General features: G+C 29.2%; 16 protein-coding genes. 9 read left to right on the plus strand and 7 right to left on the minus strand.

What is annotated here, in order from left to right:
• The first annotated feature begins 472 nt into the window (after window positions 1-472).
• The 3 genes from PWP28_RS12020 to PWP28_RS12030 are packed head-to-tail and all read left to right on the plus strand — an operon-like array spanning window position 473 to window position 5,738.
• A complete protein-coding gene (locus PWP28_RS12020; protein ID WP_308644835.1) occupies window positions 473-1,840 on the plus strand; it encodes a restriction endonuclease subunit S in 1,368 nt (455 codons plus the stop codon).
• On the plus strand, window positions 1,841-4,813 hold the full coding sequence (locus tag PWP28_RS12025) for a type I restriction endonuclease subunit R (protein WP_308644836.1): 2,973 nt from the start codon (window positions 1,841-1,843) through the stop codon (window positions 4,811-4,813).
• A 25-nt stretch (window positions 4,814-4,838) separates the two neighbouring features.
• Complete coding sequence (locus PWP28_RS12030) at window positions 4,839-5,738, plus strand: GIY-YIG nuclease family protein (protein ID WP_009052922.1); 900 nt, start codon at window positions 4,839-4,841, stop codon at window positions 5,736-5,738.
• 202 nt (window positions 5,739-5,940) lie between these two features.
• Here the strand turns inward: PWP28_RS12030 and rlmD are convergent, their stop codons facing one another.
• From rlmD to PWP28_RS12060, 6 genes are all read right to left on the minus strand, one after another.
• Window positions 5,941-7,098 carry a 23S rRNA (uracil(1939)-C(5))-methyltransferase RlmD gene (gene rlmD / locus PWP28_RS12035; RefSeq protein WP_308644837.1) on the minus strand — a complete coding sequence of 386 codons (1,158 nt, stop codon included), beginning with the start codon at window positions 7,096-7,098 and terminating at the stop codon, window positions 5,941-5,943.
• Window positions 7,085-10,120, minus strand: coding sequence for a hypothetical protein (locus PWP28_RS12040; protein ID WP_308644838.1), 3,036 nt, complete (start codon window positions 10,118-10,120; stop codon window positions 7,085-7,087). The genes rlmD and PWP28_RS12040 overlap by 14 nt, the downstream gene beginning before the upstream one ends.
• Before the next feature lie 12 nt (window positions 10,121-10,132).
• On the minus strand, window positions 10,133-11,905 hold the full coding sequence (locus tag PWP28_RS12045; protein ID WP_109605066.1) for a tetratricopeptide repeat protein: 1,773 nt from the start codon (window positions 11,903-11,905) through the stop codon (window positions 10,133-10,135).
• A 48-nt stretch (window positions 11,906-11,953) separates the two neighbouring features.
• On the minus strand, window positions 11,954-12,313 hold the full coding sequence (locus PWP28_RS12050; protein ID WP_109605065.1) for a VanZ family protein: 360 nt from the start codon (window positions 12,311-12,313) through the stop codon (window positions 11,954-11,956).
• A gap of 154 nt (window positions 12,314-12,467) precedes the next feature.
• A complete protein-coding gene (gene tgt, locus PWP28_RS12055) occupies window positions 12,468-13,589 on the minus strand; it encodes a tRNA guanosine(34) transglycosylase Tgt (RefSeq protein WP_109605064.1) in 1,122 nt (373 codons plus the stop codon).
• A gap of 136 nt (window positions 13,590-13,725) precedes the next feature.
• On the minus strand, window positions 13,726-14,313 hold the full coding sequence (locus tag PWP28_RS12060) for a cyclodeaminase/cyclohydrolase family protein (protein ID WP_109605063.1): 588 nt from the start codon (window positions 14,311-14,313) through the stop codon (window positions 13,726-13,728).
• 226 nt (window positions 14,314-14,539) lie between these two features.
• Here PWP28_RS12060 and sufC point away from each other — a divergent pair, with 226 nt between their 5' ends.
• From sufC to PWP28_RS12090, 6 genes are read left to right on the plus strand one after another with little or no spacing between them, the layout of a single operon-like run.
• A complete protein-coding gene (gene sufC / locus PWP28_RS12065) occupies window positions 14,540-15,286 on the plus strand; it encodes a Fe-S cluster assembly ATPase SufC (RefSeq protein ID WP_109605062.1) in 747 nt (248 codons plus the stop codon).
• 21 nt (window positions 15,287-15,307) lie between these two features.
• Complete coding sequence (sufB, locus tag PWP28_RS12070) at window positions 15,308-16,720, plus strand: Fe-S cluster assembly protein SufB (RefSeq protein ID WP_206050568.1); 1,413 nt, start codon at window positions 15,308-15,310, stop codon at window positions 16,718-16,720.
• Window positions 16,721-16,748: 28 nt separating this feature from the next.
• On the plus strand, window positions 16,749-17,963 hold the full coding sequence (locus PWP28_RS12075; RefSeq protein ID WP_308644839.1) for a SufD family Fe-S cluster assembly protein: 1,215 nt from the start codon (window positions 16,749-16,751) through the stop codon (window positions 17,961-17,963).
• Entirely contained in the window at window positions 17,941-19,170 is a 1,230-nt protein-coding gene (locus PWP28_RS12080; protein ID WP_109605060.1) for a SufS family cysteine desulfurase, read from the plus strand. Before PWP28_RS12075 ends, PWP28_RS12080 begins: the two co-directional genes overlap by 23 nt.
• Complete coding sequence (gene sufU / locus PWP28_RS12085; protein WP_170110825.1) at window positions 19,167-19,592, plus strand: Fe-S cluster assembly sulfur transfer protein SufU; 426 nt, start codon at window positions 19,167-19,169, stop codon at window positions 19,590-19,592. Before PWP28_RS12080 ends, sufU begins: the two co-directional genes overlap by 4 nt.
• 5 nt (window positions 19,593-19,597) lie before the next feature.
• Entirely contained in the window at window positions 19,598-19,978 is a 381-nt protein-coding gene (locus PWP28_RS12090; protein ID WP_371682085.1) for a CoA-binding protein, read from the plus strand.
• A gap of 63 nt (window positions 19,979-20,041) precedes the next feature.
• On the opposite strand, the gene PWP28_RS12095 is transcribed toward PWP28_RS12090, so the two are convergent.
• Window positions 20,042-20,645: sigma-70 family RNA polymerase sigma factor (locus tag PWP28_RS12095; protein ID WP_308644840.1), on the minus strand; the 604-nt coding region annotated here is incomplete at its 5' end.

Consider the following 20,645-nt stretch of genomic DNA (forward strand, 5'->3'; position numbering starts at 1 on the left):
TAGCATAGGATATATAACTCCTCAAAAGTGTGAGGACTTAGCTAAAAATTCTGCATAATTTGTTCAACTTTTTGTGTCCAAGATATTGACATAGGTCCAAGCAAGATTTTCGATAACAACGAGTTCGGTTATTGGAAAGTAACTGTTCTACGTCCTGCATACAACGAAGATGGTTCTATTCAAAAAGATAAAAAAGGAAAGCCTGTTGTTAATAAAGAGCTAACAGATACAGAGCAAATACCATTTACCTATGAAGGTGGCATCGAGGCATTCTTTGAAAAAGAAGTAAAGCCCTTTGCTCCCGATGCATGGATTGACGAAAAGCAGACAAAAATCGGTTATGAAATTAGCTTTACAAAATATTTCTATAAACCGATTCAGCTAAGAACACTAGAAGAAATAACAGCAGACATTCGTTCACTCGAAGAAGAGACAGACGGATTACTTGCTGAGATTATAGGGGGTTGAAAGTATGTTAAAACCCTATAATGAATATAAACCTATACCCGAGCTTTGGATTACAAAAATCCCAGAAAGTTGGTCTTATCGAAAAATTAAGTTTTTATTCAATGAAAGAAGTGAAAAGGGTTATCCTAATGAAGTTTTATTAGTTGCTTCACAAAACATGGGAGTTGTGCCTAAGGATGTTTATGGAAACAGAACTGTTGAAGCTCAAAAAAACTTACACCTTCTAAAACTTGTGAAAGTTGGTGACTTCGTCATCAGTTTGCGTTCATTTCAAGGTGGAATTGAATATGCTTATTATCAAGGAATCATTAGCCCTGCTTATACGGTAATGGAGCCAAAAGAAGAAATTAATCCTGGATATTTTCGACATTTGGCAAAATCTCGTTTGTTTATAGAACTACTACAAATGTGTGTTACTGGTATTAGAGAAGGACAAAACATTGATTATTCTAAATTAAAAAACCATTTAATTCCTGTTCCACCTAAAGAAGAGCAAAACCAAATTGTGCGTTTTCTAGATTGGAAGCTATCGAAAATAAATAAACTGATTCGAGCAAAGAAAAAGCAGATTGTACTACTAAATGAACAGAAGCAGGTTATTATCAATAACGCTGTTACAAAAGGCCTTGACCCGAATGTACCAATGAAAGATAGTGGGATTGAATGGATTGGTCAAATTCCTATTCATTGGAACGTAATTAGGCTTCGTGGTATTTTGTCTCCTGTAAGTATAAAAAATCATCCTAAATTACCGCTTCTCTCTGTTCTACGAGAAAAGGGAGTAATTGTACGAGATGTGAAAGACAAAGAATCTAACCATAATTTCATACCTGATGATTTGAGCGGTTACAAGGTTGTTCAGGCAGGACAATTTGTCATGAATAAAATGAAAGCATGGCAGGGGTCATATGGAATATCTCCTTATACTGGAATTGTAAGCCCTGCATACTTTGTTTTTGATGTTAATGTTAAAAACAAAGATTATTTTCATTATTCAATCCGTAGCAAAGTATATGTCAATTTCTTTGCACAAGCCTCCAACGGTATTAGAGTTGGTCAATGGGATTTGAATATTTCCAAGATGAAAGACATCCCTTTCATCGTACCGTCTGAAGAAGAACAGACTTTGATTATTGACTATATCAAAAGAACTTCAAAAGATATAGAAGTTGCTATTACACGCTTTTCAAACGAAATTAAATTACTTCAAGAATACCGTACCCGACTTATTTCCGATGTGGTAACAGGAAAAGTCGATGTACGTGATATCGAAATACCTGAATATGAAGCCGACTCTGATGAAACTATCGACGATGAAATTGATGATAATCTCGTCTTAGATGAAGAAGACGGAGAAATGGAGGTGGAATAAATGACTGCTACTAATACACGAGAAAGTGGTCTGGAATCTTTGATTGTAGATTGGCTTGTAAATCAAAACGGTTATGAGCAAGGAAGCAATGCTGACTATAACCGAGACTATGCTATTGATGAAACACGTCTATTCCGTTTTCTTTCAGCGACGCAGCCGGATGAAATGGAAAAGCTCGGTGTATTTAAAAGCGACTTAAAAAAGGCTCAGTTTCTAAACCGACTGCGTGGTGAAATAGCAAAACGCGGAATTATTGATGTACTTCGTAATGGAATTAAGGTTTATCCTGCCGACCTGGTTATGTTTTATCTTACACCAAGTGAGAAGAACATAAAAGCAAAAGCTCTATTTGAGCAAAATATTTTCAGCGTTACACGACAACTCCAATATTCAAAGGATGCGACTCGTCTTGCCCTTGATCTGTGCATTTTTATCAATGGCTTGCCGGTTATAACATGCGAGCTTAAAAATCAACTTACAAAGCAGAATGTTGATGATGCAGTATATCAATATAAAACGGATCGTGATCCGAAGGAACTGCTTTTCCAATTTAAACGCTGTATGGTTCATTTTGCAGTAGATGATGCAAGGGTCAAGTTCTGTACTAAGCTTGATGGTAAAGCTTCCTGGTTCTTGCCATTTGACAAAGGGTACAATGATGGGGCCGGCAACCCTCCAAATCCTTCTGGTATAATGACAGATTATTTATGGAAGGACATCCTTGAAAAGTATATGCTTGCACATATAATCGAAAATTACGCTCAAGTTGTTGAAAAAGTAGACCAGGAAACAAAAAAGAAAACATATACACAAATTTTCCCACGTTACCATCAACTGTCTGCTGTTGAAAGTCTCCTCGCAGATGTACGACATAATGGTGTTGGCCAAAGATACTTAATTCAACATAGTGCTGGTAGTGGAAAATCAAATTCTATTGCATGGCTGGCTCATCAACTCGTAGGGCTCGAAAAGAATGGAAAAGCCATCATTGACTCTGTGGTAGTTGTTACAGACCGTGTAATACTTGATAAACAAATTCGAGATACGATAAAACAATTTATGCAGGTTTCTAGCACTGTAGCATGGGCAGAACACGCTGATGATTTAAGGAAAGCAATCAATGGCGGTAAGAAGATTATAATAACTACTGTACATAAGTTCCCTATTATTCTTGATAGTATAGGTTCAGAACACAAAGGGCGTTCTTTTGCCATAATTATTGACGAGGCCCATTCATCACAGAGCGGTAACATGTCGGCTAAGATGAATATTGTATTATCAGGTGAAGTTACTGGAGAAGAGGAAGATTTTGAAGATAAAATCAACCGTCTTATGGAAGGGCGCAAAATGCTGAAGAACGCTAGCTATTTTGCATTTACCGCTACTCCGAAAAACAAAACCCTTGAAATGTTTGGTATCCCATACCAAGACGGAGATGAAATTAAACATCGTCCGTTCCATGTATATACAATGAAGCAAGCAATTCAAGAAGGTTTTATTTTAGATGTACTTAAATACTATACCCCTGTTGACAGTTATTACAGACTTGCTAAAACCATTGAAGATGATCCTTTATTTGACAAGAAAAAAGCACAAAAGAAACTCCGTCAATTTGTAGAAAGCAATAAATTTGCCATATCACAAAAAGCAGAAATCATGGTGAACCACTTTCATGATCAGGTTATTTCAAAAGGAAAAATCGGAGGAAAAGCGCGAGCTATGGTGGTTACGAGTAGTATAGAGCGCTGTATAGAATACTATTACGCAATTAATAAATGCCTTGCTGACAGGCGTAGTCCTTATAAAGCTATTATTGCTTTTTCTGGGGAAAAAGAATATGGTGGTAAAACTTTAACCTCTGCAGCAATTAATGGCTTCCCAGATAATACAATTGAGAAGGTGTTCCGTAAGGATCCATATCGATTTCTTATAGTGGCTGATATGTTCCAAACGGGTTATGATGAACCACTACTCCATACAATGTACGTTGACAAAATGCTATCTGATATAAAGGCGGTTCAGACTCTATCTCGACTGAACCGCTCTCATCCACAGAAACATGATACTTTTGTACTTGATTTTGCAAATAAAACAGAGACCATTGAAGCAGCATTCTCAAAATATTATCGGACAACTATTCTGTCTAATGAAACTGATCCGAACAAGCTTTATGATCTCATAGCAATTATGGAATCCCATCAAGTATACGAAAGTGGGCATGTTGATTCGCTTGTTGAACTGTACTTAAATGGTGCAGAACGTGATAGGTTAGATCCTATCCTCGATGCATGTACTGCTATTTACAAAGAGCTTGATGACGAAGGGAAAATTGAATTCAAAAGTGCAGCAAAAGCATTTGTTCGAACATACGGCTTTCTTGGAGCTATTCTTCCTTACGGTAATGCAGAATGGGAAAAGCTATCAATATTTTTAAATTTATTAATACCTAAACTTCCTTCTCCCAAAGAAGATGATTTATCTCAAGGGATACTAGATTCAATTGATTTAGATAGTTACCGAGTGGAAGCTCGTGATTCTATGTCTCTTGTATTAGATAATGCTGACGCTGAGATTGGCCCTGTACCTGCTGGTCGTGTAGGTGGCATAGTGGAGCCAGAAATGGATTTGCTTTCTAGCATTCTTTCATCATTTAATGACTTGTTCGGCAATATAGACTGGAACGATGCTGATAATGTTCGCCGCCAAATTCTAGAAATACCAGGAATGGTTACAAAAGACGAGCGCTATATTAACGCAATGAAAAATTCAGACAAGCAAAATGCACGTATGGAAAGTGAACGTGCCCTTCAGTCGGTTATATTTAGTATAATGGCGGATAATATGGAGTTATTTAAGCAGTTTAATGATAATCCTTCGTTTAAGAAATGGCTGTCGGATCTTGTTTTCAATTTAACGTATAACCCTGAAGGAAAGCCATTTGAAACTCCTTACAATGATTCAAATAACAAATAAGCTGTTACGAGAGAGGTAAAGGATTATGGCTAAACGAGGAAAAAGTATAAATTTGTTTTTAATGGATGGCACACCAAATGGGAGAATAAAGTGTACTCTTGCTAATTGGACAGGCGTGGCTTACAAAATACCTCGAACAGAACTAGATAAGTGCAAGGGACGCGAAGATTTATCACAGAGCGGTGTTTACTTCTTATTTGGCACTTCCGATCAAACAGACGACAATATGGTTTATATTGGTCAAGCTGGAGTACGAAAAAATGGAGAGGGTCTTCTCTGTCGGTTGATAGAACATAAGCGAAATCCTGATAAAGATTATTGGACAGAGGCTGTTGTATTCACTACGTCCAATAACTCCTTTGGTCCCACAGAGATAAGTTATCTTGAGAACCGCTTTTGTGGACTTGCAGTAGAGGCAAACCGGTATGTGGTTAAGAATGGAAACGACCCTACTCCAGGAAATATAACCGAGGAAAAAGAAAGTGAGCTTGAAGAGTTCATTGATTACGCTAAGATTATAATGGGCGCTCTTGGACACAAATTATTCGAACCACTAACAGATAAACCAAAAGCAGCTATCACTGTAGAATCTCCCGAAGAAGAATTGCTTCTCTTTATGAAGCGAAAAAGTCGTAAGAGTGGACAAGTAATTGAGGCAAGCTGTAAGCAAACAAACGAGGGCTTTGTCGTCTTACAAGGCAGTCGTATAGAAACTATAGATTCTGATAGCATTCCACCTGGAATTAAAGAACGCAGACAAAAAGCCAAAATAGATGAAAATGGAATACTTCAAGAAAACATCTTATTTCGTAGCCCATCATATGCTGCTGCCTTTGTCATTGGCGGGCACGTAAATGGACTGGTAGAATGGAAAACGAAAGACGGGGTATCATTGAAAGAAATAGAAAACAGTGAAGAAAATTAAGCGGAAATTTACATCCATCCTGTCTCCTCAACCCTGTTAATATATCTAACCTATCAACTCAACCCTATCACTTTCAAGGCAGTTGATATGTTACCGCAAACAATAAAAATAAGGGTTTTCTGACATTATTTCTTCCGGCAAAGTAACCGTGAGAAAAACCTAATGTCTGGAAACCCTTTATTTATCAGTGTTTTGAATACCCCTACTTCTCAACCCTTGACATCAATGTCACGCACTCAACGTGCCTTGTATTGGGAAACATATCTACTAAATGATAATGTTGAAAATCGTATAAATCTTTAACTTCTTTTATATTTTCTGAGAGTGTTTCTGGGTTACAGGATACATATATTATTTTTCTAAATCTTTGTTCTTTTAAAAATTTTAAAACTTTTGGATTTAATCCTGCTCTTGGTGGATCAAGTACAACAAAATCAGGATGTCCTTCTAATTTTGTTATTTCTTCTTTTACATCTCCGCATATAAATTCAACATTAAATATATCATTTAATTCTGCATTTTCTTTAGCCATTTCAACTGCTTCTTTTATTATTTCAACAGCATAAACTTTTTTTGATTTTTTTGATAATAATGAGGCTATTGTACCCGTTCCTGAATATAAATCATATGTTATATCAGTATTTTCAGCATATTGAATGGCTGTTTCATATAATTTTTCTGCCCCATATGTATTAGTTTGAAAGAATGAAAATGGACCTATTTTAAATTTTAAGTCTAATATTTTTTCTATATAATAATCTTTTCCATATATTATTTCTAATTTGTCTGCTTTTAATACATTTCCTTTTGCTCCGGTTTTACTGTGAAGAATCGATACTATTTTACTTTTTAGTTTCAAATTTAGTATTCCTTCAGCCCATAGTTTTATATCCTTATCATTTTCATCAGTTTGATCTGTAGCTATATTTATCAATAGTTCATTTGTGTTTAATCCTTTTCTAACAGATAAATGCCTTAAATATCCTTTATGAGCCCTATAATTTCTGAATGTATATTCCCTTTCTAAAAAGAACTGTCTTGTAAAAATTACTATTTGGTTAAAGTCATCATCTACAAGCTTGCAGTCTTTGGTATAATGAACATCAAATTTTCTACCTTTTGCTTTCATTCCAAGGTTTAATGGGGCATCTTTTGATTCATTTCCAAATGTATATTCCATTTTATTTCTATATTCATATGTATTGGGAGATTTTACAATCCCATGATAATTTTTTGGTTTTAAATTAAGATTTTTAAATATTTCAAAGACTTTTTTTTCTTTATTTTTTAATTGTTCATCATATTCTATATCAAGGAATTCACAACCACCACATTTTCCAAAAACACTACATAATTCCATTTTTTATCTCCTTTTTTTCTTCTAAATCTTTTGTTTGAATTTGATCTTGATTCTTTTGTTGAATAATATCTCTTGTTATTACTATATTGTTCGTATTTCTTTTTGTCATAATGTTTCCATATGTATATATATATTCATCTTGTATATCCAAGCCTATTATTTGATAGTCTCCATCAAGTTCTATTTCTAAAAATTCTTCAAATTTTTTCTGTTCTATATTTATTTTATAAACTATTCCTAATTTTTTATTATTTTTTTCTCTGTACCCATATGTATATATTTCATCATTTATTACTTTTGTTCCAAGTAATTTTTCTTTGTATTCTGATTTTTGTTTGAAAGAATTTCCAAATCCTTTATTTTCATCTAATTCTACAATACTATGATATATTTCTTCGCCTTCATTTTCATATATTATGTAATATTTCTTACCCAATTTTATAGTTCCAACTGGAATATCATCATTTTCATCTCCATACACATTAGACCATTTTTCTTTACCATAATAGTCTATATTTATAGCATATATATCAAATTTTCCATATCCGAATGATCTCGTATATCCTACAACTATAAATCCTTGATTTGAATTATTAACAACTGAGTTGGCGATTTCTAAATTTTTTCCACCAAAGTTATTTGTCCATATTCTTGCACCATCTTTTGTATATTTTGATACAAAGATATCTGTTAATCTATTATTCGTAAAAAAGTTACCGGATACAACATAACTTTCGTCGTCTATATTAGAAATAGATATTCCACTATCTCTTCCAAAATCGCCATAATTTATTTCATAATTTATAGTTCCATCTGAAGTTATGGAAACTATATAAGCATCTCCATTTAAGCCTTTTGATGATGTATCTCCAATAGCTACTAAATTTGCATTCTCTGATGCATCTTTTGTAATTATTATATCTTTAAAGAAATCTGTACCATCTCCACCGAATATGTATTCTTTTTTTTCTTTTAAATTTTTATTTATTTTTATTATCTTTGCTTTCCATGAATCTCTTGATTCATAACCTGCAATGTAAAAATTATTTTCATCTGATACTACTTTATAAGCATATTCATCGTATAGTTTATCTAATATGACCGTTTTTTGAAAGTTTGTAGTTTTAAAATCTTTAGAATCTAAGTTTATTTTTTTTCCGTCTTTTATAGTAAATAATTTTAAATTATAATTTTTATTTTTTTCTAAAGTCAATGTAGCTTCAGTTGACTCTGTAGTTACTGTATTTAAAGTTTTGTTATCATTGAGTTCGATTATAAAATTATCTGTAATAGGTGTTCCATCCCAAGTAATTTTTATTTGTTTTTCATCTATTTCATCATAATCAAAATTTATTTTATAATCATATTTTGGAACTAATCCAAATATTTGTTCGAATATATTTGGTTCTTTTATATTATCAATTTTTGTGGCTGGTTTAGTAAAATTAGTTATCGTTGATTCTTTAGTTGTTTCGGTTGATTTTTGAGTTAAACTTTTTATTTCTTTTTCAAGATCTATTTTTGTAGCATTTTCTGTTATATTTAATGGCGTAGGTTCTTCTGTAATTTCATTTATAGTATTTTCAACAGTTGCTGGTTCTGTATGATCTATATTAATTAGGTCTTCATCATTTTTCATAGGTTCTACAGTATTTTCAGTATCTTTCGGGATTTTTTCTTCTGTGTTTTCAAATTTTGTTTGATTTTCTTTTTCATTTGAATCCTGTTCTATTTTTTGTATTACTTTTTTATAATTTGTTTCATTTGTTATATCTTCTTCAAAAAATATTATATATCTGTCAACATAGTCTGTTATTCCTATTGATATCAAAGATCCATCTTTATATGGTTTTGATATAGGAGTTAATGGGCTTATTGAAGAATAAGACCATATGTTTTTATTGTTATTATCAAAAGCTTTTATTTTTTCTCCTATTAACACATATTTATCTTCATTTAAAGATATAAAATAATCGTATTTTTCTTCATAATTTATGTTTTTTATCAATTCTAATTTTTCATTATAAATTTGTAATGTATTATTTCCAGCAAGAATTATCATGTTTTCACTGTGTATATAATACTTTCTATTTAGTTTATCCGAAGATATTTTAAAGTTTAGTCTTTTTATTTCATCATAATTTTTGTCGAGTTCTTGTATATAGTCTTTTGTTATAATAAATATTTTATTTTTTGATGTAAGGATTTGTTGTATTTCTTCTTTAAAATTTATTTCTTTTATATTTTTCATATCAAAGTCTAATATTTGTATTTTATTTTTTAAAGATATTATTATGTGCTGATCAAATATTTTTGTATCTATGATATTTTCACGCGAACTATATATTTTCTCTATTTTATTACTTTTTATTTCATATATTTCGTTTTTTGTTGTTATATAAGTCTCTTCATTTACTTTTATTATTTTTTTATCAAAATTAAATTCTTTTATTATCATATCTGGATATAATAAATATAATTTTTCTTTAGTTTTTATATAAATTATCTCTTTTTTATATATATTCTCTATTATTCCTTTAACATTTATTGTTTTTATTTTATTTTTATTTTCATCTATTATTTCAAATGAATCATTGTTTATACCTATAAAATATTTTCCATATGGTATTAAACTTTTATAATTTTCAAAAAATATTTGATATATGTCTCCATTTTGTAATTCTCTTGTTTTGAATCTAAAAGTTTGACTATCTATAACTTTTCCTTCAGATAATGCTTCTATTTTCCAATAATACGTTGTTTGGGGTTTTAAAACATCGCCTGCATAAAAGTTTGAAAAAAGATTATTTAATTTTAAATCCTCTTCTTTTATATTTGGATTTTCTGATATATACAATCTAAATTTAACTTTTTTATCATTTTGATCACTTTCATAACTCCATTTAAATATTATTTTTAAATCAACTTCTTCTTGATTATTTTTTGGCATTACTGCTTTTATTGAAGAAAATGAAATTGTGCTAAAAATAAATATTAAAATAAATAACAGGCTCTTTTTCATTATTTACACCCCTTATAATCTGTTTAACTTTGCTACAAACATTATTAAATCCTTTACTTCTTCATTTTTGAATTTTTGATTTTCTATTTCCTCAATACTTAAATCAAATCTCATAGCTGATAAAAATATGTATAAAGCATCTTCAAATGTTTTCATATTCGATTCTAAAATAGAATCAAAGTCCAATATATATGTTTCATATTCCGAAATTATTTTAGAAAATTTATAGTTTAAATCTTTTATTTCTTCTATTATTTCTTCTATAAAATTTTCTAAATTACTTTGCTCTCCAAAAACTCTATTTTGATAGTATCTTAAAAGAACTTTTGAAAAAGCTAATCCATAATTATCTTTCCATAAGTATTTTGAAAGTGTTGATTCTACTCTTTCTGATAATCCATAGTTGAATCCAGATAAGTATAGAGCATTTATTATTACTTTTAATCCTAATGGTTTTAATTTAGATGTTTTATCTAAAGGTTCTTTTAACCAACCTATATATTCTCCCTTTAATCCATTTTCTGATAATTTTTCTGAAAGAATTTTGGCATCTATCATTCCATCATCATCAAAACTTTCTAATAAAGCTTTTTCAACTGCCAAATCTGTATAACTTTCTAATTTTTCTAAATAAGTATCTATTTTGTCTAATCTTAATGGTAAACTTAAAAATAGTCCTTCTTTGTTTAGTTTGCTTAAAATCTTTTCTGTATTTTCTATATCTCCTTTTGAAAGGTAAAAAAACATCAAAAGTGATTTTGAAGGTATTTGTAAATCAGTATTTTTAAGTTTGTTATAATTTTTTATTACATTTTCTTCATCTTCAATTATTGTATATAATTTTAAAAGTGTTAAATATATTAGATTTTTGTTTTCATCACTTGAAAGTTTTAAAGCTTTTTCTTCTGCATTTATAGCTTTTATAAACTCTCCTATATTTTTGTATTCTAAGGATAATTCATGAAGAATAAAATCCGTTTCTTTTATAGTAAGTGCCTTTTCTAAATTTTTTATGGCATCTAGATGTCTGCCAAGTTTTGATAAACTATATGAATTATTATAATAAATTTCATAATTGTTTCTATCTATTTCCAATGCTTTTTTATGTATTAGATAAGCATCTTTATATCTTTCTAGTTGATTATAGATTACTCCTAATCTTTGATAAACTGGAATAAATTGAGAATCTAATTTAATAACTTTAAAGTAGTTTTCTATTGCCTGTTCATATCTTCCATTTTCTGCGAATATATCTCCTATTTTTAGGTATGCTAGCGAAAATTCTTTATCTGATTCTATAGCTTTTATGTAATAATCGACAGCTTCATCATAAATCTTTCTGAAATACATTAAATTTCCAAGCTCAAAGTATCCATAAGCAAAATCTTTTTTTTCACTTATGGATTGTTTTAATTCTAATTCTGCAATTTCTTCATTTCCGAGTTTTGCATAATATAAACCGGAATAAAAATGAAATCTATAATCATGTAAAATTTCTTTAGCTTTTAATAAATATTTGTAAGCTAATTCAAAATCTTCTTTATTCATCAATTGTTTAAACATTTCATAATAATGATAAACTAAATAACTCGAATAATATTCATCTTTTTTTACATTTATTTGAGCTTCAAGTCCTCTTATTATTATGTCTAAAGGTATTTTATTTTCATTTTTTGCTTTATAAAAATCTTCCGCGAGAATTGGTAATTTTACTGGTAAATTATGTAATTTAGCATAATTTGGTTCTATGTTAAGATATACTATAGCATATTTTATTTTTTTCAAATTGTACACCTCCAAAAGAAATTATAGCATAATATTTTAATGATATTTTTACTTGAAGGCTTTATTTTTTATAAGAAAAAATATCATTCCAAAAAATAAACCTCCAAGACTTGCTATCATATCATAATAACTAAATATATGATATTTTGATAAAGATTGTATATATTCGGTTATTATTGGAAAAGATATATATAATATTATCGAAATACTGAATAAAATTTTTCTTTTTGTATTTTTAAAAGCCATAAAAAATAGGTCTGAACTTATAAAATAAGCTATAAAATGAATTATTTTATCTTCATATTTAAAAGTAGAGTATGGTATTATTGGCTTACTTAAAGATAAATAAAAAATAAGAGTAATGTATATAATAAATATTACTCTCCAGATTATTTTTTCTATTTTCATTTTTATCACCCATTAAATCATATTTTAGTCAATATATAGTTATTATATATTAATTTTATTAAAAATTAATTAGAGATGAATATCATTCATAACAGTTTATTTAAATTCAAAAAAACAATCGGACATATAGCCCGATTGTTTTTTTTGAATTTTTTTAATTTTGTAAAGGATACGACGAATTTGAAAAAAATTCTTTTTTGAAATCTAAAAAAGAATCATTTTCTATCGCTTCTCTCATTTTATGTATAAGGTGTATGTTAAAGTATAGATTATGTATAGATATTAAAGTTTTACCCAACATTTCATCTCTTTTTAAGAGATGATTTATATATCCTCTTGTATGATTTTTGCAAGCATAGCAATTACAATCATTTTCTATAGGACTATGATCAAATTTATTTTTTGCCGATTTCAAGTTTAATTTTCCATTCCAAGTTAATGCTGTACCATGTCTTCCCATTCTCGTTGGTAATACACAATCAAACATATCCATTCCATTTTCTACAGATAAAAACATCATGGTTGGTGATCCTATACCCATTATGTACCTAGGTTTATCTTTTGGAAGTTTATCACCAAATTCTTTTAACACTTTTTCTGATTCTTGATATTTTTCCCCTACTGCAAGACCTCCAAGTGCAAATCCGTCAAATGGTATAGAAGTTATTTGCTCTAAACTTCTTTGTCTTAAATCGCTAAATAAGCCGCCTTGAACAATTCCAAAAAGTGATTGATTTTCTTTTTTATGTGCTTCAAATGAACGTTTTGCCCATCTATAAGTTCTATCAACCGAATCTTTCATGTATTCATATCCCCATTTAGCATTTACACATTCATCAAATGCCATTGCTATATCCGAACCTATTGTTTGTTGGATTTCCATAGATTTCTCAGGAGTCATCATTATTTTTGATCCATCAAGAGGGGATCTGAATAGCACTCCTTCTTCTGATATTTTTCTATCCTTTAAAGAAAAAACTTGAAATCCTCCGCTATCAGTTAATAAAGGTTTATTCCAATTCATAAAATTATGTATACCTTCAAAATCTTTCATTATTTCCATTCCAGGTCTTAAAAAAAGATGAAAAGCATTTGAAAGTATTATTTCAGAATCTATATTTTTTATTTGATCATTTGTTAATCCTTTAACTGTTGAATTAGTACCAACAGGCATAAAAACAGGTGTTTCTATAATACCATGTGGGGTATGTATTCTTCCTCTTCTCGCTTTTGAGTATTTATCAACATGTAGTAGTTCATATTTTATTTTTGACATTAATTATTTAAAATCGTTATGTAAAACTTATAAAATTTTTTTATTTTATAATATTACATGTTTTACTATAACGTCTACCCTCCTTGTAATTTTTATTTTATAACTTACGTTGTAATATACGTAATATTTCTAACTTTTAATCGATATCTATTTCTTTTCTAATATCTTTTAACAATTTGTCAGCAGTTATAATTATTTTATCTATATCTCCAACTATTTTTTCTTTTATTTCTTTGTCTTTAATACTTTTAGCATTAACTTTTACAAGTATTAATCCAGAGTTATAAACAGAATATCCAAGATAACAAGAAATTTGTGCATCCGATTTAAGGTTTTTATTTCCATATTTGTATAACATATAAGAGATTTCCATTATTTCATATCCTAATTTCGATATTTTAGCCGAAACTAAGGCAGCTTCTCTCAATGCTAAATCTTTATCCCCTATGCCTTTATAAGCTTTTGAAACCTTATCAAAAGCTCTTGAATCTTCGTCTGCACAGTCCATTAAAACATCGGATATATGTATCAGTTTTTCTAAAGCTTTTTCTACTTTACTTTCATGTTGTTCATATTTTTCATTTTCAAGTGTATATTGGGCAACCATTCCGCTTAAAGATGCCGCTAAAGATCCTACAATAGCCGCAACTGCCCCACCACCTGGAATATGAGTTTTTTGGTTCAATTTTTCATTAAAATTTTCTATGCTCATCTTTCTATACATGCTATCTCACCCCTATAAGAAGACATCTTGTCATTGTATATTATATCATTTTTCATTTAAAAAAATGTTTCATATTTTTTTGATTTTTTTTATTAATTTTTTTTATATATAATCTTTACAAAAAATATCATATTTAATTTGACTTAATTCTGACTTTTATGGTAGAATTTAATTAACATATACAACAAAAACAATCTGATTTGAATGTTTGTGAGGAGGCATTTAAATGGAAAAAATATTAGAAGTGAGAGATTTAAAGGCTAGTGTAGTAGAAGATGGTAATGTAATATTAAAAGGTGTAAATTTAACTATTAATTCTGGAGAAATTCATGCAATAATGGGGCCTAACGGTTCTGGTAAATCAACTTTGGCAAATGTTATAATGGGAAGCCCAAAATATGAAGTTCTCGAAGGTGATATTCTTTTTAAAGGACAATCTATTCTTGATCTTTCTACTGATGAAAGAGCTAAATTAGGTTTATTTATGTCTTTTCAAGCACCAGAAGAAGTTGATGGAGTTAAAATGAGGCAATTTTTATTAAATTCTTATAGAAATATAAACGAAAATGATAGTATATCTGCTTTGAAATTAAGCAGAAAAATCGATGAACTTTCTGACACAGTTTATTTGGATAAATTATTTTTAGATAGATATGTAAATAATGGTTTTTCTGGTGGAGAAAAAAAGAAAAGTGAAATAATGCAAATGGGTCTTTTAAATCCTAAATTAGCTATTCTTGATGAAATTGATTCAGGTTTAGATATTGATGCTTTAAGAATAGTTGCTGAATCGATAAATAAATTTAAAACTGAGAACATGGGTATACTTTTAATTACTCATTATCAAAGAATTTTGAATTATGTTATTCCAGATTTTGTTCATGTTTATTCACAAGGTCATGTAATCACAACTGGTGGTGCCGAATTGGCTAAAGAAATAGAAGAAAATGGTTATTCTATGATTGAAGGATAGTTTAATTAAGGAGTGGTTAAGATGTCTAATAAAGATTTTGATATGAAGGATCTTCTTGTAGATCAAAGTAGATTTGATTTTAGAAATCCTGAAATGTATGCTTATAAGTCTGTACCAGGCCTTAATAAGCAAATAATATATGAAATTTCAGAACAAAAGCAAGAACCAAAATGGATGTTAGATTTGAGATTAAAATCTCTTAAAATATTTGAATCTTGGAAGGATCCGCAATTTGGAGTAGATTTAAAAGATTTAGATTTAAGTAAAATAGTTGCTTATATTAAACCGAATGCCAAAAGAACAAACTCTTGGGATGAGGTACCTGATGAAATTAAAGATACATTTGAAAAACTAGGTATTCCAGAAGCTGAAAGAAAAGCTTTGGCGGGCGTTGGAGCTCAATACGATTCAGAAGTCGTTTATCAACATGTTCAGAAAAATCTTGAAGATTTAGGTGTTATTTTTATGGACATGGAAACTGCTGTAAAAAAATACCCTGATCTTGTAAAACAATATTTTATGAAAGCTGTTTCAGCTACAAACCATAAATATGCAGCATTGCATGGAGCTATATGGAGCGGAGGGACATTTTTGTACGTTCCTCGTGGCGTTAAAGTTCCTCTACCATTACAAGCTTATTTCAGAATGAATAATCCAGGAATGGGTCAATTAGAACATACGATTATAGTTGCAGAAGAAGGATCTGAATTAGCTTTCATTGAAGGATGTTCTGCTCCTTTTTATAATACTACAAATATACATGCTGGAATGGTAGAAATATATGTAAAAGAATCTGCAAGAGTTAAATATGCAACTATTCAAAATTGGAGTAAAAATACTTATAATTTGAATACTAAAAGAGCTATTGTTGATAGAGATGGAATAATGGAATGGGTATCTGGTTCACTTGGTTCTTTTAAAACTATGATATATCCTTCTTCTATTTTGAGAGGAAAAGGAGCTAAAACCGAAACTAAGGCTATTACTTATGCCGGTTCTAATCAACATATGGATGCTGGATCAAAGGTTATGATGTTTGCTCCTTATACTTCTGCAAATATTGATGCAAGATCTATAAGTGTTGCTGGAGGTTGGGCTTTTTATAGAGGATGGTTAAAAATTGGTGAAAATGCAAAAGGTGCTAAAGCTTCTGTAGAATGTCAAGCTTTGATGCTGGATAATAAATCAAAAAGTGATACTGTTCCTCTTATAGAAGTTCATACAAATGAAGCTGACGTTGGTCATGAAGCAAAAATCGGAAGAATTAAAGATGAACAAATTTATTATTTGATGACAAGAGGCCTTTCTGAAGCAGAAGCAAAAGCTATGGTTGTTAGAGGTTTTGTTGAACCTTTTGCAAAAGAACTTCCAATAGAATACGCAATTGAATTGAACAGACTTATAAATATGGAAGTTGAATCATCTATAGGTTGATATCATGGTGAAAGAGGTGAATTAATAAATGGAAACAATATTTGAAAAAGCAATAGATTTAAAACATAATAATTTTTTAACTGTGGAATCTAAAGTTCCACAAATTGAATCTGAAATAGATTATAATGAAAATGAACTTTCAAGATCTATTGAACAGTATAAAAATAAAGATCTAATAACTTTTAAAAAAACAAGATATGAATCTTATAAACAATGGGGATTTCCTAAATGGAAAAGAACAAAACTGAATGGTTATGATCCATTAAAATATATAGAGAAAATTAATCCAAAAATTTCAGGTAATCCTTTATCAATAGATAATATAGATGAAGAAGGTTTAAAAATTCTTGCAAAATATGATATGGAAGGTGCTAATAGAAAGTTTTTTTTAATGTCAGATACTTTTTTTAATACTGGATTTTATATAAAAACTAAAAAAAATGAAGAAAAAAAGCCTATAATATTAGAATATAATTTAGATAATCCTATATATGAAAATACAATTTTTAATATAAAAGAAAATTCTAAAGTTACTGTAGTTAGAATATTAAATGGTAGTAACGAAGATGGTTTTAGAACAACTTCTTTAAGAGGTGTTTTAGGTAAAAATGCTGAATTAACAATAATAAATGTAGCTCATTTAGGTGACAAAGATATAAATATAGATAATGCTTTATTTGAGGTTGGTGAAAATGCAACTGTAAATGTTTACGACCTTCATATAAGTGGAAGAATTTCTTCTCCACATTATATTTTTAGACTTAGTGGTGAAAATTCAAATGCATTTATGAAACCTTATTTTCTTGGATATAATGATAATATAATCGATATGTTTTATTTGATAAGATTTTATGGAAAAAATACTACTGGCGATATTACTGGGAAAGGTGTTTTAAAAGATCTTTCAAAAGCTGTTTTTAGAGGAACTTTAGACATAAAGAAAAATGCAAAAGAAGCTAATGCTTCTGAATCTGAACATACTCTTTTATTATCAGAAAAATCAAGAGCAGAAGCCATACCAAGTTTATTAGTAGACGAAAATGAAGTTAATGCTTCTCATGCTGCTTCTGTTGGAACTTTAAATGAAGATACGCTTTATTATCTTATGACAAGAGGTTTCTCTAAAGTAGAAGCTAAAAGGCTTCTTTCTTTAGCTATTTTTGAATCTTTTATAGACGAAGTAGAAAAGTATCATAAAGAAACTTCTGAGGTGATTAGAAATGTTATTGAGTCAAAAATTTGATTTAGAATTTCCCAGTTTGAAACGCAATATTAATGAAAACAAATTAGTTTATTTAGACTCTGCTGCGACGACTCTTTTACCAAAAAGAGTCGCAAACAGAGTTTATGAATATTCTTTAAATCATAGATCAAATGTACATAGATCAAGTCATACATTAGCAGCTGAATCTACTTTATTGTTAGAAGAAACTAGAGATTTATTAAAAGATTTTTTGAATGCTTCTTCTTCTAAAGAAATTATTTTTACCAAAGGAACTACGGAATCAATAAATCTTGTTGCTTATTCTTTAGCTATTTCAAATTTTTTTAATGATGGTGATGAAATTCTTTTAAATAGTTTAGAACATCATGCAAACTTTGTCCCTTGGCAACAAATAGGGAAAAATTTTAATATAAATACTAAGGTTTTTAAGAATAAAGATGGCATTTTTAATGAATCTGAATATTTAAATAATATAAATAAAAAAACAAGATTAGTTGCTATTACTGCTCATTCAAATGTCACAGGACAAATTATAGATATTAAAGATCTGATTAAAAAAATTAAAAATATAAATGAAAAAACTTTAATTTTAATAGATGCGGCACAATATGTTCCTCATCATGAAATAAATTTAAAAGAATTAAATGCTGACTTTGTAGCATTTTCAGGTCATAAAATGTTAGCTCCTGGTGGTATAGGTATTTTGTGGGGAAAGAAAAAAATTTTGAATGATATGAATCCATTTCTATTTGGCGGTGAAATGATAGATCAAGTTGATTATGAAGATACATCTTTCAATATTTTACCTTATAAATTTGAAGCTGGTACTCCAAATATGGAAGGGATTTCAGGTTTAAATGAAGCAATAAAAATAATAGATGAAATAGGATTTGATTTAATTTCGGATCATATATCAGATATTACACAATATGCAATAAATAAATTAAATAAATTAGATTTTATAGAATTGTACGGTCCTAAAGATTCTTCTCAATTTGGAATAATATCTTTTAATTTAAAAAACATTCATCCTCATGATGTTTCACATTTATTAAATGATTTAACTGGAATTGCAATTCGTTCTGGTCATCATTGTGCTCAATTAATTATGAAGGATATTGGAATTCAATCGTCATGTAGAGCAAGTTTTTATATTTACAATGATAAAAATGATGTAGACAAACTTTATAATGGATTGATAAAAGTTTGGGAGTGGTTAAAATGAGTTTAGAAGATTTATATTCTGAAATTATTCTTGATTATGCAAAAAATCCTCAATTTAAAGGTTCTTTAGAAAATGCTTATGAAAACCATGCTAAAAATTTATCTTGTGGTGATGAAATAAATTTATTTTTAAAAATAGAAGATGATATCATAAAAGATGCTAAATTCAAGGGACATGGTTGTATAATTTCTCAGGCATCTACTTCTATGCTGTGTGAAGCTCTAAAAGGATTAAATACTGAAAAGGGTAAAGAACTCATAAATGAAGTTATAAAAATGTCCCAAGGGAAAAGTTTTAATGAACATATAATTGGTGACTTAGATATATTTAAAGATATTTCTACTTATCCTATGAGAATAAAGTGCTTCACTCTTGCATGGCATACCGCTTTAGAAACTATCGAAGATTTCGAGGAGGGATAAAAATGATATCTTTGAAAGATATTAAAAATATTGCCATAATTGGTGCTTCAAATAATTCAGAAAAATATGGAAACAAAATTGTTAAAAACTTAAAACAAAAAGGATTTAATATATATCCTGTGAATCCTAATGAAGAGATTATAGAAAATATTAAAAATTATAAGAATATTGATGAACTTCCAGAAGAGGTTCAATTGATTGTGTTTGTTGTTCCTGCAAAAATAGGTCTCGATATAACTAAAAAAGCTTATGAAAATGGGTTTAAAAAATTTTGGTATCAGCCTGGAGCAGAATCAATAGAACTTGAAAGATACCTTGAAACATTAAATGATATCGAATATAATTTTGAATATTGCATAATGGTTGAAAGTAAATATTTAAATTAAATTTACATAAGAAAGCGGATCTAAATGTTTATTGAATTCATAAAGATCCGCTTTTAATTATTTTTAACCATCTACTATATCTTTCAATTGTGAACTTCTGCTTGGATGTCTCAGTTTTCTTAATGCTTTCGTTTCTATTTGTCTAATTCTTTCTCTTGTGACATTAAAAAATTGTCCAACTTCTTCTAAAGTTTTTTGTTTTCCATCTAAAAAACCATATCTCATTTTTAATACAAGTGCTTCTTTTGGATGAAGGGTATCGAGTACTTCTTCAAGTTTTTCTTTTAATATCATTTGTTGAGCAACTTCTTCTGGAGTTAAATCATCAGAACCTATAAAATCTCCTGTTTCTGATTCATCATCATCACCATTTCCACTTGAAATTGGTGAATTCAAAGATATTATATCTTTAGCACTCATAAGTATTTCATTAACTTTTTCAACTGGTTTATCCATGAGTTTAGATAATTCTTGTGCAGTTGGATACTCTCCATTCTCTTGTAAATATTCTCTTATAGTTTTATTCATTTTATTTATAGTTTCAACCATATGCACAGGTATTCTTATAGTTCTTGCCTGATCTGCTATTGCTCTTGTTATTGCTTGTCTTATCCACCAAGTTGCATATGTAGAAAATTTAAATCCTTTTTTCCAATCAAATTTATTT

It is taken from the genome of Oceanotoga sp., assembly GCF_030445905.1.
In the GTDB taxonomy this organism is placed as follows: Bacteria; Thermotogota; Thermotogae; order Petrotogales; family Petrotogaceae; genus Oceanotoga; species Oceanotoga teriensis.

Bases quoted from the DNA above. Each gene is read 5' to 3' on its own strand.
- sufB (WP_206050568.1), top strand. From the start codon at position 15,308: ATGTCTAATAAAGATTTTGATATGAAGGATCTTCTTGTAGATCAAAGT.
- sufU (WP_170110825.1), top strand. From the start codon at position 19,167: ATGAGTTTAGAAGATTTATATTCTGAAATTATTCTTGATTATGCAAAA.
- PWP28_RS12075 (WP_308644839.1), top strand. From the start codon at position 16,749: ATGGAAACAATATTTGAAAAAGCAATAGATTTAAAACATAATAATTTT.
- sufC (WP_109605062.1), top strand. From the start codon at position 14,540: ATGGAAAAAATATTAGAAGTGAGAGATTTAAAGGCTAGTGTAGTAGAA.
- PWP28_RS12060 (WP_109605063.1), bottom strand. From the start codon at position 14,313: ATGTATAGAAAGATGAGCATAGAAAATTTTAATGAAAAATTGAACCAA.
- PWP28_RS12050 (WP_109605065.1), bottom strand. From the start codon at position 12,313: ATGAAAATAGAAAAAATAATCTGGAGAGTAATATTTATTATATACATT.
- PWP28_RS12020 (WP_308644835.1), top strand. From the start codon at position 473: ATGTTAAAACCCTATAATGAATATAAACCTATACCCGAGCTTTGGATT.
- PWP28_RS12040 (WP_308644838.1), bottom strand. From the start codon at position 10,120: ATGAAAAAGAGCCTGTTATTTATTTTAATATTTATTTTTAGCACAATT.
- PWP28_RS12080 (WP_109605060.1), top strand. From the start codon at position 17,941: ATGTTATTGAGTCAAAAATTTGATTTAGAATTTCCCAGTTTGAAACGC.
- rlmD (WP_308644837.1), bottom strand. From the start codon at position 7,098: ATGGAATTATGTAGTGTTTTTGGAAAATGTGGTGGTTGTGAATTCCTT.
- tgt (WP_109605064.1), bottom strand. From the start codon at position 13,589: ATGTCAAAAATAAAATATGAACTACTACATGTTGATAAATACTCAAAA.
- PWP28_RS12030 (WP_009052922.1), top strand. From the start codon at position 4,839: ATGGCTAAACGAGGAAAAAGTATAAATTTGTTTTTAATGGATGGCACA.
- PWP28_RS12025 (WP_308644836.1), top strand. From the start codon at position 1,841: ATGACTGCTACTAATACACGAGAAAGTGGTCTGGAATCTTTGATTGTA.